This is a genomic window from Youhaiella tibetensis (genome assembly GCF_008000755.1).
GTDB classification, from domain to species: domain Bacteria; phylum Pseudomonadota; class Alphaproteobacteria; order Rhizobiales; family Devosiaceae; genus Paradevosia; species Paradevosia tibetensis.
Window position 1 is genome coordinate 538,094 of sequence record NZ_CP041690.1, and the last position, 13,968, is coordinate 552,061.

10 protein-coding genes are annotated in these 13,968 nt (G+C 67.3%); 6 read left to right on the forward strand and 4 right to left on the reverse strand.

Annotation, left to right across the window (positions count from 1 at the left end; all coding sequences use genetic code 11):
* The first annotated feature begins 38 nt into the window (after positions 1–38).
* The 6 genes from FNA67_RS02705 to trxA (FNA67_RS02730) all read left to right on the forward strand — a co-directional run bounded on the left by FNA67_RS02705 (position 39) and on the right by trxA (FNA67_RS02730) (position 9,688).
* Positions 39–734, forward strand: coding sequence for a nucleotidyltransferase family protein (locus FNA67_RS02705; RefSeq protein ID WP_147654972.1), 696 nt, complete (start codon positions 39–41; stop codon positions 732–734).
* Positions 731–3,697, forward strand: coding sequence for a double-strand break repair protein AddB (gene addB / locus FNA67_RS02710; protein WP_147654974.1), 2,967 nt, complete (start codon positions 731–733; stop codon positions 3,695–3,697). The genes FNA67_RS02705 and addB overlap by 4 nt, the downstream gene beginning before the upstream one ends.
* Positions 3,694–7,107 (forward strand): double-strand break repair helicase AddA, encoded by a 3,414-nt coding sequence (addA, locus tag FNA67_RS02715; protein WP_170267189.1) that lies wholly within the window; start codon positions 3,694–3,696, stop codon positions 7,105–7,107. Before addB ends, addA begins: the two co-directional genes overlap by 4 nt.
* A gap of 77 nt (positions 7,108–7,184) precedes the next feature.
* Positions 7,185–7,511: a thioredoxin gene (trxA, locus tag FNA67_RS02720; RefSeq protein WP_049707619.1), complete on the forward strand. Its 327-nt coding sequence runs from the start codon at positions 7,185–7,187 to the stop codon at positions 7,509–7,511.
* A 122-nt stretch (positions 7,512–7,633) separates the two neighbouring features.
* Positions 7,634–9,304 (forward strand): glycoside hydrolase family 3 protein, encoded by a 1,671-nt coding sequence (locus FNA67_RS02725; protein WP_147654976.1) that lies wholly within the window; start codon positions 7,634–7,636, stop codon positions 9,302–9,304.
* 60 nt (positions 9,305–9,364) lie between these two features.
* Entirely contained in the window at positions 9,365–9,688 is a 324-nt protein-coding gene (trxA, locus tag FNA67_RS02730) for a thioredoxin (RefSeq protein ID WP_049707621.1), read from the forward strand.
* Positions 9,689–9,789: 101 nt separating this feature from the next.
* Here the strand turns inward: trxA (FNA67_RS02730) and FNA67_RS02735 are convergent, their stop codons facing one another.
* From FNA67_RS02735 to FNA67_RS02750, 4 genes are all read right to left on the reverse strand, one after another.
* Positions 9,790–11,082 carry a bifunctional folylpolyglutamate synthase/dihydrofolate synthase gene (locus tag FNA67_RS02735; protein ID WP_147654977.1) on the reverse strand — a complete coding sequence of 431 codons (1,293 nt, stop codon included), beginning with the start codon at positions 11,080–11,082 and terminating at the stop codon, positions 9,790–9,792.
* A gap of 187 nt (positions 11,083–11,269) precedes the next feature.
* The gene (gene recR / locus FNA67_RS02740; protein WP_147654978.1) at positions 11,270–11,869 is read right to left on the reverse strand and encodes a recombination mediator RecR; all 600 of its coding nucleotides are present in this window, start codon (positions 11,867–11,869) and stop codon (positions 11,270–11,272) included.
* A 7-nt stretch (positions 11,870–11,876) separates the two neighbouring features.
* Positions 11,877–12,200, reverse strand: a complete 324-nt coding sequence (locus tag FNA67_RS02745) for a YbaB/EbfC family nucleoid-associated protein (protein WP_049707624.1) — start codon at positions 12,198–12,200, stop codon at positions 11,877–11,879.
* Positions 12,200–13,939, reverse strand: coding sequence for a DNA polymerase III subunit gamma/tau (locus FNA67_RS02750; RefSeq protein WP_147654979.1), 1,740 nt, complete (start codon positions 13,937–13,939; stop codon positions 12,200–12,202). The genes FNA67_RS02745 and FNA67_RS02750 overlap by 1 nt, the downstream gene beginning before the upstream one ends.
* Positions 13,940–13,968 lie beyond the last annotated feature (29 nt).

A 13,968-nucleotide genomic window follows, 5' to 3' on the forward strand; every position in this document is an offset into this window, starting at 1 on the left:
CGCTGGACTTCCCCCTCCGGGCACGGTCAAATCCGGCCATGACCCGACTCAAACCCGATGTGATGCTGCTTGCCGCGGGCTACGGCAAACGCATGCTCCCGCTCACCGAAACCACGCCCAAGCCGCTGATCGAAGTGGCTGGACAGAGGCTGCTCGACCGGGTCATCGCCAATGCGCGCGACGAGGACCTCGACCGGTTCGTGATCAACGCCCACCACCTGGCGCCCCAGATCGAGGCCGCCGCCCGCGAGCGCGGGCTGACCGTGTCGAACGAGCCCGAGCTTCTCAACACCGGCGGCGGCGTGCGGCAGGCCCTCCCTTTGCTGGCCACCGACCCTATCCTCATCATGAATACCGATGCCTTCTGGCCCGAGGGCTCGGACGCGCCGATCGGGCGGATGATCGACCTTTTCGCCGAGAAACGACCCGAGATGGTGCTGCTCTGCGTGCAGCCCCGGCGCGCCCACGGCTTCCGCCGCAGCCACGATTTCTGCCTGGCGCCCGATGCGCACGTCACTCTCGATCGCGGCCAGCCGGTGATCTATGGCGGTGTCGCGCTGGTGGCGCGCTCGGTCTTCGAGGGGGCACCCGAAGGCGCGTTCTCGCTGGCGGCGCTTTTCGACCGTAACCTCGAGCGCAACCACCTCTATGGGGTAGTTCTCGATGCGCCCTGGTTCCATGTCGGAGACGTCCAGGGACTGGCCGAAGCCGACCATCTGCTGGCTTCGGCATGAGCCAGCCGAAAGTCTATTCCATCGCCCCCGATACGCCGTTCCTGCCGACCCTGGCCGAACGCATTCTCGATGGCACCCTGCTGGGCGACTGGCCGCGCGGCGAGGACAACCCCTTCTGGCTTTCAGATATCACCATCGTGCTGCCGACGCGGCGCGCCCAGCTTGCGCTCGCCCGGGCCTTTGCCGAGCGCGGCCATGGCTTGATGCCCGACATCCGCACCTTCGGCGGGGAAGCGCCCGAAGAGGAGCCGTTCCTGCCCCCGATCGAGGCCGATCCGCTCCCCCAGCCGGTGTCGCGCCTCGAGCGCCGCCTGATCCTGGCTCGCCTCATCGAAGCCTGGTCCAGGACCGAGCAGGGGGCCCAGACGCTCTCCACCCCGCCCAACGCCGCCGAAATCCTGGCGCTCGCCGACAGCCTGGGACAGGTGGTGGACGATCTCAATACCGAGCAGGTGCCGGCTTCGGCGCTCAAGGCGCTGGCGCCTGACGAACTGGCCGAGAACTGGCAGCGCGTGCTCGGCTTCCTCAACATCGCGCTCGAAGCCTGGCCGGCGATCCTGGATGGGCGCGGCAAGGCCGATGCCAGCGCCATCCGCAACCTGCGGCTCGAACGCCAGGCCGCGACGGCGCCGCTCGTCTTCGGCGAACGCCCGGTGATCGCCGCCGGCTCCACCGGCTCGATCCCGGCCACCGCGCACCTGCTGGGCGCCTTGAGCCGGCTGCCGCGCGGGGCCCTGGTGCTGCCCGGCCTCGATCCCGACCTCGACTACGAGGCCCTGCTCAGGACCGAGGAAGCTCCGCACGGCCATCCGCAATACGGGCTGGCGCAGTTGCTGCGCCGTCTTGGGACGCCGCCATCGACGGTCGTCGAGCTCGGGCGGCCCGGCGTGCGGGCCGAGGTCATCCGGCAATCCCTGGCGCTGGCGAACGGCACTGCCCGCTGGGCGCAGACCCGCGCTGCGCTACTGCCGCGCATGGCCGAGGCGGTCAAGGGCATCACGATCCTGGGCGCGCGGACGGCCGATGAGGAAGCGCGCGCCATTGCGTTGGCGGCGCGCGGCGCCCTGATGGCGCACAAAAGCGTAGGCATCGTCTCGCCCGACCGTAACCTGGCGCGCCGGATCGCGGCCGAACTGCTGCGCTTCGAGCTAGAAGTGGACGACGCCGCCGGCTCCCCCCTCTTCCACGCGCCCGCCGGACGACTGGTGCGACAGATTCTCAGCCTTGCCGCCAACGGCTTTGCACCCGTGGACCTGGTGGCGCTGCTGCGCAGTCGCGCCACGGTGCTGGGGCTCGAGCGGGCCCAGGTGGCGCGCCTCGCCGACATTCTCGAAACGCGGGTGCTGCGCGGCCGGCGTCCGGGTCCGGGGCTCGCCGGCATCCGGGCGCTCGTCGCCGAACGGCGCGAGGAGGAGCGGCTGGCCCCGCTCCTCGATGCCCTCGAGACGGCCATCGCCCCGGTCTGCGCCCTGCTCGAAAGCGACACGCGCTTTTCGGCCGCGCTCCTGGCGCGCACGCTGGCCGAGGCCTTCGCCCGGGTGGCCGCGCCCGGCCCGATGCCGGGGCGCAGCGAACTGGAAGCCTGGGCCGAAGAACTCGGCGGACGCGAGGGCGAGGGGCCGCTGTTGCCCGCAACCGGACTCGACCAGGTGCTCTATAAGCTCATGGCCGGCTTCGAAGTGCGCAATGCCCAGCCACGGCGCGACGACATCTCCATCTGGGGGCAACTGGAAGCGCGCCTGCAAAGCCCGGACCTGCTGATCCTGGCCGGCGTCAACGAGGACATCTGGCCGGAAACTGCCGATCCCGGCCCGTGGCTGAGCCGCGGCATGCGCCTGGCGGCGGGACTGGAACCGCCCGAGCGCAAGCAGGGGCTGGCCGCCCACGACTTCGAGATGGCGTTGGGCAATGGCGAAGTCATCGTCGCCTATGCGCAACGCATGGGAACCAGCCCCGCCTTGCCCTCGCGCCTGCTCCAGCGGCTCGAAGCCTTCATCGGCGAGGACGCCAAGGCGCTGCGCGAGAAGGGCCGGGTATGGCTGGAAGCGGCACGCTCGCTCGATACGGTGGTGAGCCCGCGCGGTGCGCTGCGTCCCATGCCCCGTCCGCCCGCAGCGGCACGGCCGCGCCGGCTCTCGGTGACGGAAATCGAAACCCTTTTCCGCTCGCCCTACGACATCTACGCCAAGCATGTGCTCGGGCTGCGCCGCCTCGACCCCCTGGGCGAGGAGGTGGGGGTGCGCGAGCGCGGTACCATGATCCACGAGGTCTTCGCCCGCTTCATCATCGAAGGACACGATATCCACGCCGCCGGAGCGCTCGCAACGCTCAACGCCATGGCGCGGGAAGCGTTTTCAGGGCTCGAGGCGGTGGCAGAGCGCCGCGATATCTGGCTGCGCCGGTTCGAGCATGCGGCCCGCGATTTCCTGGCCTTCGAGCGCGACCGCGACGGGCGCATCGCATCGCGCCATGCCGAGGTTTCCGGCGAATGGACGTTCACCCTCCTCGACAATTTCCGCCTCGTGGGCATCGCCGACCGGCTGGACGTGCTCAAGGACGGCACGCTCGAGATCATCGATTTCAAGACCGGCTCGGTTCCCACACCGGCTGACATGCGCAATTTCGACGCCCCGCAACTGCTGCTCGAAGCGGCGATGGCGCGGGAAGGGGCGTTCGAGGGCATGGAGCCGCGCGAGAGCAGCGCCCTCATCTATATGAAGATCGCGGCCGGCCCCGAAGCCTTCAAGCCCACCGACTTCAAGCCGGGCCAGGGCTTTTCGCTCATGGGCGCGGCCGACGAGGTGGGGCGGCGCTTGCAGCGCCACGTCACCGAATTCCTGCTTTCCGATGCCCGGCCCATGGCCGCCCGCATCCGCCCGGACGTGACGCGCCGCTATCGCGGCACCTATGACCACCTGGCGCGCAACGAGGAATGGACGCTGCTCGAGGGGGACGAGGAATGAGCCGGCAGGTCAAGGTCTCGACCCTCACGCGCGACCGCCAGCGGCTGGCGGCGGACCCATCGGCCTCCATCTGGGTGGCGGCCAATGCCGGCTCGGGCAAGACCTATGTGCTCACCCAGCGCGTGCTGCGGCTGCTGCTTTCGGGCGTGACGCCCGAATCCATCCTGTGCCTCACCTATACCAAGGCGGCAGCCGCCGAGATGCGGGCGCGCGTTTCGGACCGGCTGGCCAGTTGGGCGGTGGCCGAAGAAGCCAAGCTGCGGACCGAACTGAGCGAACTCGAGAGCGGTCCGGTGACCCCCGAGCGGCTGGAGCGGGCGCGCACGCTCTTCGCCCATGCGCTCGAAACGCCGGGCGGGCTCAAGATCGTCACCATCCACGCCTTCTGCGAAAGCGTGCTGCACCGTTTCCCGCTCGAAGCGGGGGTGCCCTTCGACTTCGCGGTGGTCGAGGACGAGGAGCGATTGCAGATGGTGCTGGCGGCGCGCGAGAGCGTGCTTTCGGACGGGCTCAAGGGCCACCCCGAGATCGCCGGCGCGGTCGCGACGCTTTTCGAGCTGATGACCGACCATGCCATCGGGCAGGCCATCGAGGTGGCGCTGGCCGATGGCCGCAAGCTGCGCCGGGTCCTCGCCGACCGCCCGCTGGCCAAGACGCGCCTGCGCGAGTTGACGCGCTTTGACGGGGAGGGGAGCGAGACGATCCTCGCCCGCATCGTCGACGGGCAACTGATCGGCCCCGAGGATGTCCAGCGCGTCTTCTCGATTACGCCCCCCAAGGGCGGAAAAGCCTTCGAGGACGAGCTCGCCCGTACCGACCTCGCCAACGTTTCGGCCAACCATCTCATCGGCCTTTATCTCACCGACAAAGGTCTGGTGCCGCAGCGCTTTCCCAAGGCCGACATCAAGAAGAAGGCGCCCGATCTCGCCGCGCGGCTGCTGGCCGAGGCTGAGCGCATCGAGGCGCTCAACGCCCGACTGACCCATGCGCTGCTCATCGAGCGCTCCGAAGCCCTGCTCGACGTTCTCGGGGCCATCTCCGACCGCTACGAGGCCGACAAGCGCGCCCGCTCGCTGCTCGATTTCGACGACCTTATCGAACGGCTGGGGACGCTGTTCCGCGACGGGCGGCAATCGGCCTGGGTGCGCTACAAGCTCGATGCCGGCATCACGCATATGCTGGTGGACGAGAGCCAGGACACAAATGCCGACCAGTGGCAGGTGATCGAGGCCATCACCGACGAGTTCTTTGCCGGCGAGGGCGCGGTCGAGCGGCCGCGCACGGTCTTTGCGGTGGGCGACGAGAAGCAGTCGATCTATTCCTTCCAGGGCGCCAACCCGCTGCTTTTCGGGGAAACAGGGCGCCGCTACGAACGCAAGGCGCGCGACGCCGGCAAGAGCTTCGAGCGCGTACCGCTCCAGACCAGTTTCCGCACGCTGCGCAATATTCTCCTCGCGGTGGACAAGGTCTTCGCGCGCGACGACATTCGTCGCGCCGTGCTGGCCCCCGAGGGCGAGCCGCACCACGATACCGCACGGCCGGACCTGGGTGGGCGCGTCACGCTCTGGCCCCCGGTCGCGCCGCCTGAGGACAAGACCGACGCTTCCGAATGGGCGCTCGAAGTGCCCCCGCGCGTCGAGCAGGATGCCGCCCGGCAGGTCGCCGAGCGCATGGCGCGCGAGATCCGCGGCTGGATCGACAACGGGCGGCCGCTGGGCACGCGCGGGCGGACGGTGACCGCGGACGACGTGCTCATCCTCGTGCAGTCGCGCAACGCGCTCTTCCGCGAGATCATCCGCGCCCTGGTGCAGCGGGGACTGCCCACGCCCGGCGCCGACCGCCTGGCAGTCACCACCCATATCGCCGTGCTCGACCTGCTGGCGCTGGGCGACGTCGTGCTCAACCCGGCCGACGACCTGCAACTGGCCGCACTTCTGCGCTCTCCGCTCTTCGATATTTCGGAAGACGCCCTCTACACCATCGCCCACGAGCGTGAGGGTACGCTCTGGGCGGCGCTAGAGGCCTCCCCGCTCGAACAGGCGCGCGCGGCCTATGGCATGCTCCACCGCTGGCGCGGGCGAGCCGACTTCGACCGTCCGTTCGAGTTCTATTCGCGCATTCTCTACGCCGAAGGCGGACTGCGCCTCTTCCACCGCCGCTTCGGCGGCGAGGTAGACGACGTCTTTGCCGAATTCCTCGACCTGGCGCTTTCCCACGAACAAGGAGGCCAGCCGTCCCTGCAGGGCTTTGTCGCCTCGCTGCGCCTGCGCGACATCGCCATCAAGCGCGAACTGGCCGAAAGCGGCGGGGGCGTGCGGGTGATGACGGTGCACGGGGCCAAGGGCCTGGAAGCCCCGATCGTGATCCTCGCCGACGCCACCAGCAAGCCGGACACCAAGCAGACCACCAAGCCGGTCTATGTCGTGCACGAGGGTGCCGGTCCGCTTCTCATCCACGCGCCGTCCTCCGACCAGCACGTGCGCGAAACCATGGCGCTGCGCGACGCCGACGAAGCCAACCTCAAGGCCGAATACTGGCGCAAGCTCTACGTCGCAATGACCCGCGCCGAGGACGAACTCTACGTCACCGGCGCCCTGACCAAGAACGGCAAGATCGAGGGCTCCTGGTATGAAGCCATCGAGGGGGCACTGGTTGCCGAGGCGGCCAGGGACGACGCCACCGGCACGCTCGCTTTTCCGGCCGAGGCGCCGCCCGTGGCGAATGTCAGGGGCTGGAAGGCGAGCCAGCCGCAATTCCCGCTGCCCTTCGCGCTGCCCCAACTGCCCGAACACCGGGACAGGGTGGTGGTCACCCCGTCCTCGGCCTACGAGCCGGCCGACATCGACCGCTCGTTCCGGACGACCCTCGAAGAGGCGGTGGATGCCGAGACCGCCCGCCGCTCGGGCATCGCCCTGCACGCCCTGCTCCAGCACCTGGTGCGGGTCGCACCGGGCGAACGAGACCGCGTGCTCGAAAAGGCGCTGCCGGCCCTGCTGCCCGGGGCGCCCGAGCTGCATGGCGAACTGGCCGCGCGCGCCCAGGCCATCCTCACGCGCCCCGAACTGGCGCATTTGTTCGGCCCCAACAGTCGTGCCGAGGTGCCATTCCTCGTCAAGGCGCGGCGCAATTCCACACCCATCTGGCTGGCCGGACGCATGGACCGGATCGTGGTCGAAAACGGCAAAGTCCTTGTGGTGGATTACAAATCCGACGCGCAGCCGCCGGCCGATCCCGATTCTGTCCACAGCGGCTACAAGACCCAGCTCGGCCTCTATGCGCTGGTTGCAGACCAGCTGTTCCCGGGCCATAATGTCGAAGCAGCGATCCTGTGGACAAGGTTGGAATCATTAATGATTCTTCCACGTCCCTTACTGGCGAAACCCGTCTCGGCTTTCACCTTGGAGCGATGAAGCTTGAACCAGGTATGGACTCTTCCTAGCTTTTGGGCTCAAACACGCGTCGCTTTTCAACCTAAAGGCAACCTCTAATGACCACACACGTTTCCGACGCCAACTTCGGCGAGGAAGTCCTTAACTCCAAAGAGCCCGTGCTCGTAGATTTCTGGGCTGAGTGGTGCGGGCCCTGCCGCGCGATCGCACCGGTCCTTGATGAACTCTCTTCCGAACTCGCCGGCAAGGTGAAGATCGTCAAGCTCAATATCGACGAGAATCCCTCGACGACCGTCAAGTACGGTGTCCGCTCGATCCCCACGATGATCCTCTTCAAGGACGGCGAAGCCGCTGACATGAAGATTGGCGCCGGGACCCCGAAGGCGGGCCTTTCCAAGTGGCTCGAGAGCCACGCCGCAGCCTGATCAGCAATCACGGCGCGTAAGAATTCGAAAACGCCATCGGCCCGGCCGGTGGCGTTTTTGTTTGCCTTGCCGACAGCCAGCGGCCACTCTCGCTGCCAGATTGATCCTGGGGGGAGAATCGATTGGTCAGCGTCAACCTGCGTGCAGCGCCGTTCAACCTCGATGACGAGGCCGTGGCCTGGGTGGAAAGCACCCTCGAGGGCCTGACGCCCGAGGAGCGGATCGGTCAGCTCTTCGTGCTCATTTCCATGGGCGAGCCGAACGAGGCGCTGGCCCAGCTCGAGCGCCTCCAGCCCGGCGGCATCACGCGCTTTTATGGTCCCGATCTCGAGACCGAGATCGGCTTTGCGCGCGCCTTCATCTCCTCGGCCAAGGTGCCGCCGCTGCTGAGCGCGGACCTCGAGGGCAGCCGGATGAGCCTGCCGTTCGGCACGCCGGTGCCCAATCCGCTCGGGCTCGCCGCGGTGGACGATCTTCAGGCGACCTCTGCCATCAGCTCGATCATGGCGCGCGAGGCGCGTGAAATGGGCCTTAACTGGTCGTTCACGCCGGTCATCGACATCAACAAGGCCTTCCGCTCGGCCATCGTGGGCACGCGCTCCTATGGCAGCGAAGTGGACCGCATCGAGCGCCATGCCCTGGCCCAGATCGCCGCCTTCCAGCACGAGGGCGTCGCCGCAACGGTCAAGCACTGGCCGGGCGAGGGGTATGACGACCGCGACCAGCACCTGGTGACGACCATCAATCCGCTCAACGTCGAGGAGTGGGAGAAGACCTTCGGCCGGCTTTATCGCGCCGCCATCGATGCCGGCGTGCTTTCGGTGATGTCGGCCCATATCGCCTTTCCGGCGTTCGTCCGCTCGATCGATCCCGATGCAGGCATCGAGGCCTACCGGCCAGCCTCGATCAGCAAGATCCTCAACCAGACGCTGCTGCGCGAGCGCCTGGGCTTTAACGGCCTCATCGTCTCCGATGCCACGCCCATGGGCGGCCTCGGCGCCTATTCGAGCCGGGACGAGCATCTGGCCGAACTGATCGCTAATGGCTGCGACGTGATCCTCTTCTCGGACGATCCGGATGCCGATTTCGCCCGCATCCGCAAGGCGCTTGCCGAAGGAACGCTGCCCCAGGCCCGCTTCGAGGATGCCTTGCGCCGGATCCTCGGACTCAAGGCGCGCCTTGGGCTCCACAAGCCGCATCGCATTCCGGATCTCGATCACGCCCGCGCCAACCTCGCGACCCCGCAGAGCCTCAAGGCGGCAGCGGAGGCGACGGCGCGCGTGCCGACGCTGGTCAAGGATACCCAGAAGCTCCTGCCGCTCGATCCGGCCCGCCACAAGCGGGTTCTCGTCTATTCCGGCGGCATCGTGCAGCCGCTCGCCCCCGCGCCCTTTGCCTTTTCGGTTCCTGACCTGCTCCGGGCCGAGGGTTTTGACGTGACGGTCTTCGAGCGCGGCTCGGACCTCGAACCCACCGATTTCGACCTGGTACTCTATCTTTTCGGGGACGAGACCCTGCTGACCCGCTCGAGCATCTTCATCGACTGGATGAAGCTGACCGGGCGCCTGCATGGCGCCATGTCGCGCCCCTGGCATGATGTCCCCACGCTGATGATCTCGTTCGGCTATCCGTACCTGCTCTACGATGCGCCGCGCGTGCCCACCTATATCAATGCCTATGGCACCTATGAGGGCATGCAGAAGGCGGTGGTCGAGGCCATTCTCGGGCGCGCGCCCTTTGCGGGCACCAATCCGGTCGATCCATTTTGTGGCCTGGAAGACGCGCGCTACTAGATGTTGCGGTCGTGGTCGACTCGGAGTAGCTTCCATCGGCTATCAACGATGGAAGCTACGATGTCTCTTGCCGTCAACGACTCCAATTTCGATGCCGAAGTCCTCAACGCCAGCGAGCCGGTGCTGGTCGATTTCTGGGCCGAGTGGTGCCCGCCCTGCAAGGCCATGGACCCGATCCTGGATGCGCTGAGCGTCGAGATGGCCGGCAAGGTCAAGATCGTCAAGCTCGACGTCGAGAACAATCCGCGCATCACCTCGCGCTACAATGTGCGCGCCATGCCCACCATGATCGTCTTCAAGGGCGGCGAGCCCGCCGACGCCAAGATTGGCGCGGGGCAATCCCGCGTGCAGCTGGTCAAGTGGCTGGAATCGCACGCTCATTGAGGGTGGTTTTGTCGGGCGTGACCCGCACGATCCAGCAGGTCTCCCTCCCCACAGGGGGGAGGGAAGCGGTAGAACTCCATCTCCGTAAAGCAGCGCTCCGCTTAAACCGGCGGCGTGCCGTTGAGGGCCAGCACGTGGCCGGCCAGATGCAGTGAGCCGCAGATCACCACCCGCGCATTCTTGATCTCGGCGGCCGCCTCGAGCGCCGCCTTGACCCCGCGCTTGGGGCTGGCCTTGAGCCCGAGGCTCCGGGCCAGGTCCGCCAGCGTCGAGGCTTTCCAGGCGGCTCGGTCGCCGGGGATCGGAACGGTGAACACCGCCACCGGCGTATCGCCGAAATGCCTGAGGTAGCCCGCCGCGTCCTTGTTGGCAAAGGTGCCCATGATCAGCACCAGCGGCCTCGGGTTGCGCGCATCCATGGCGCGCAGTGAATCGGCGAGTACACCGCCGCCCGCCTCGTTGTGCCCGCCATCGAGCCAGAGCTCCTGGCCCGGCGAGAGCGGGGCGGAGAGCTTGCCCTTGACTGGAGCGAGCCGCGCCGGCCAGTCCACGCTCTTTAGGCACTCGGCGACATCGGCATCACTGACCGGCAGGCCGAAATGACGGGCTGCCGCGATGGCGACGGCGGCGTTGCCGATCTGGTGGGTGCCGGCCAGACGGGGCAGGGGCAGGTCGAGAAGGCCGCTTTCATCCTGGTAGACGAGCCGCCCGTTCTGTTCGAACCCGTCGAAATCCTGGCCGGCGACAAAGGGCGTGACCCCGAGCTTTCGGGCTTCCGCCTCGATTGCGGCGAGTCCGGCATCGGTCTGCCGGGCGATCACGGCCCTGGCCCCGCGCTTGAGGATGCCGGCCTTTTCCCTGGCGATGCCGGCGACCTCCGGGCCAAGGTACTCGACATGGTCCACCGAGACGGGCGTGATAATGGTGCCCAGTGGGTGGTCGATGACATTGGTGGCGTCGTAGCGGCCGCCCATGCCCACCTCGAGCAGCAGGTAGTCGGCGGGCTCTTCGGCGAAGAGATAGAGCGCCGCGGCGGTGGTGATCTCGAAATAGGTGATCGCCTCGCCCTTGTTGACGCGCTCGCAATGTTCGAGTGCCGCGTTGAGGCGGCGATTGGAGACGAGCTTGCCGGCCAGCCGGATGCGCTCGCGGAAATGCACCAGATGCGGGGAGGTATAGACATGCACCTTCTTGCCCGAGGCTTCGAGCATGGCGCGCAGGGTCGCCACGGTCGAGCCCTTGCCGTTGGTGCCCGCCACATGGATCACCGGCGGCAGCCTGTCCTGCGGACGGCCGAGATCCTCGAGCAGCCGCAGGATGCGGTCCAGCGTCAGGTCGATGAGCTTGGGATGGAGCGCCAGGAGGCGCGAGAGAATGGCGTCGGTGCGGGACAAGGAGGGCTCCCGGGAATCAGGGACTTGGAAAATAGGCCATTGGCCGATGCGGGGCTACTGGGCAGAAGGGAGGGTGTCGCTCCAATGTGTCTTATCCGGCGAAGGCCGGGTCACATCGCAGTTTCGAGGCGCTCGCAGCAATCACGGGGCCCCGGACGCGACGAGGGGAACGAAGGCCGTGGGGCCGCTAGATCGCCGTGCGCGCTTTCAGCGCCTGGCTGAGCGTGCCCTCGTCCAGATAGTCGAGCTCCCCGCCCACCGGCACGCCATGGGCGAGGCGGGTCACCTTGACGCCGGACCCGGCCAGCCGGTCGGTGATATAGTGCGCCGTCGTCTGGCCTTCGACCGTAGCGTTGACCGCCAGCACGATTTCGGAGAACTCGGGCGCACGCCGGACGAGGGCATCGATCGAAAGATCCTCCGGGCCCACGCCATCGAGCGGGGACAGCACACCGCCCAGCACGTGATACTTGACCATGCCAACCCCGGCGCGTTCGAGCGCCCAGAGGTCCGAGACGTCTTCGACCACGATCAGCAACCCGCCCTCGGCGCGGCGCGGATCGGCGCAGATGCCGCAGGGCGAGCGCGTATCGATATTGCCGCACACCTCGCACACCCGCACCGCATCGACGGCCCGGTCCAGTGCCGCCGACAGCGGCACCATGAGGGCTTCCTTCTTCTTGATGAGCTGCAGCACCGCCCGTCGCGCCGAGCGCGGGCCGAGGCCCGGCAGGCGCGCCATGAGCTGGATGAGCTGCTCGATCTCGGGACCGCCCGAAGTGGCCATCAAATCCTCAGAACGGGAACTTCATGCCCGGAGGCAGCGGCAGACCGGCCGTGACTTCCTGCATGCGGCTGTTCATCTCGACCTCGGCCTTGCTCTTGGCATCGGCGTGGGCGGCCACGATCAGGTCCTCGAGGATCTCGCCCTCGTCGGCCTTGAGCAGGGACGGATCGATCTTGAGGCCCTTGAGCTCGCCCTTGCCCGAGAGCGAGACCTTGACCAGTCCCCCGCCCGACTGACCTTCCACGACCAGATTACCCAGCTCGGCCTGCATCTGCTGCATCTTGGCCTGCATTTCCTGGGCCTTCTTCATCATGTTCAGGAAGTCTGCCATCAATCGTCCTCGTCGGGTTCGGGTAGGGGATGTTCGGTTATGCCAAGCGGTATTTCGTCACGAACCTGGACGTTGACAACCTTGGCGCCCGGAAATGTTTCGAGAATGGCCTGAACCAGCGGGTCGTCATGGGCGTCGGCCACCTGCCGGGCGCGACGCTCCTCGCGCTCCTGGCGAATGGTGAGCCCCTCGACCTTGCTGGTGGAAACCGTCACGAGCCAGGGCTTGCCCGTCCAGGTCTTGAGCCGGGCGGCCAGCGTCTGCACGACGGTGGGGTTGGCTGTTTCGGTGAGCGCGATCTCGATGCGGCCCTCGTTGAACGAGACCGGTCGCATGTCGCTTTCAAGCGCATGCTTGAGGAGAATGTCGCGCTTCTCGCCGGCCAGCGCCACCAGTTCCGCATAGCTGCGCGGATTAGGCATCGCCGGCGCGGCCACCGCCTGGGGAACGTTGTCGTAGACCGGGGCGGGGTTCTCGTAGTTCGGCGCCGGGCTCTCCACACGCAGCGCCTGCGCCCCGCCGCCATTGCCGCCGCCGCGTGGCAGCGAAGGAGGCGCTGAGGGTGCCGAAGCCATGGGCTGGCGCGCCAGCTTGCTCAGCAGCTCGTCGGGCGAGGGCAGGTCGGCCGCGTAGGCCAGCCGCACGAGCACCATCTCGGCGGCCTGGAGCGCATTGCCGGCCTTGGAGACCTCCTCGTAACCCTTGAAGAGAATCTGCCAGGCGCGCGTCAGCGCCCGCATGCCGAGCTTTCCGGCGAGCTCGGAGCCGCGCTTGCGCTCGTCGGGCGTCAGCGACACGTCGTCGGCCGCCGCCGGCACGATCTTGATGCGGGTCACCAGGTGCGTGAAATCGGCGAGGTCGGTGACGATCGTCTGCGGATCGGCGCCGGCATTGTAGAGCGCCTTGACCGCTTCCAGCGCCTCGGCGATGCGGCCGGCCATGAGGTCTTCGAACAGGTCGATGGTCTTGGCACGATCGCCCAGCCCCAGCATGGCCTTGACCGTGTCCGCCGTCACCTTGCCGTCGCCATGGGCGATGCCCTGGTCGAGCAGGGACAGGCAGTCGCGCGCCGAGCCTTCGCCGGCACGCACGATCATGGCCAGCGCGTCCTCCTCGAACGGCACGCCTTCCTTTTCGAGGATGCCGGCAAGATAGGGCGTCATGACCTCGGGCGGAATGCGCCGCAGGTCGAACCGCATGCACCGCGACAGGATCGTCACCGGCACCTTGCGGATTTCGGTGGTCGCGAAGATGAACTTCACATAGGGCGGCGGCTCTTCGAGCGTCTTGAGCAGCCCGTTGAAGGCCGCGGTCGAGAGCATGTGCACTTCGTCGATGATATAGACCTTGTAGGGCGCCGAAACCGGGCCGTACTTCACCGAGTCGATGATCTCGCGAATATCGTTGATCGAGGTATTGGAGGCGGCGTCCATCTCGACGACGTCCACATGCCGCCCCTCGATGATGGCGCGGTCATGCACGCCCTCGCGATCGAGATCGAGCGTGGGGTGCCGGCCGGTCTCGTCTTCATAGTTGAAGGCGCGCGCCAGGATGCGGGCGGTCGTCGTCTTGCCCACGCCGCGCACGCCGGTGAGGATGAAGGCGTGGTGGATGCGGTTGGACTTGAAGGCGTTGCCCAGCGTCTGGACCATCGCGTCCTGGCCGATGAGCGTGGAAAAGCTCGACGGTCGGTACTTGCGTGCCAGAACGAGATAGGGGGATGAATCTGTGGTCGCCATGCCCAGCCGTTAAACCGTAATCCAGGGGA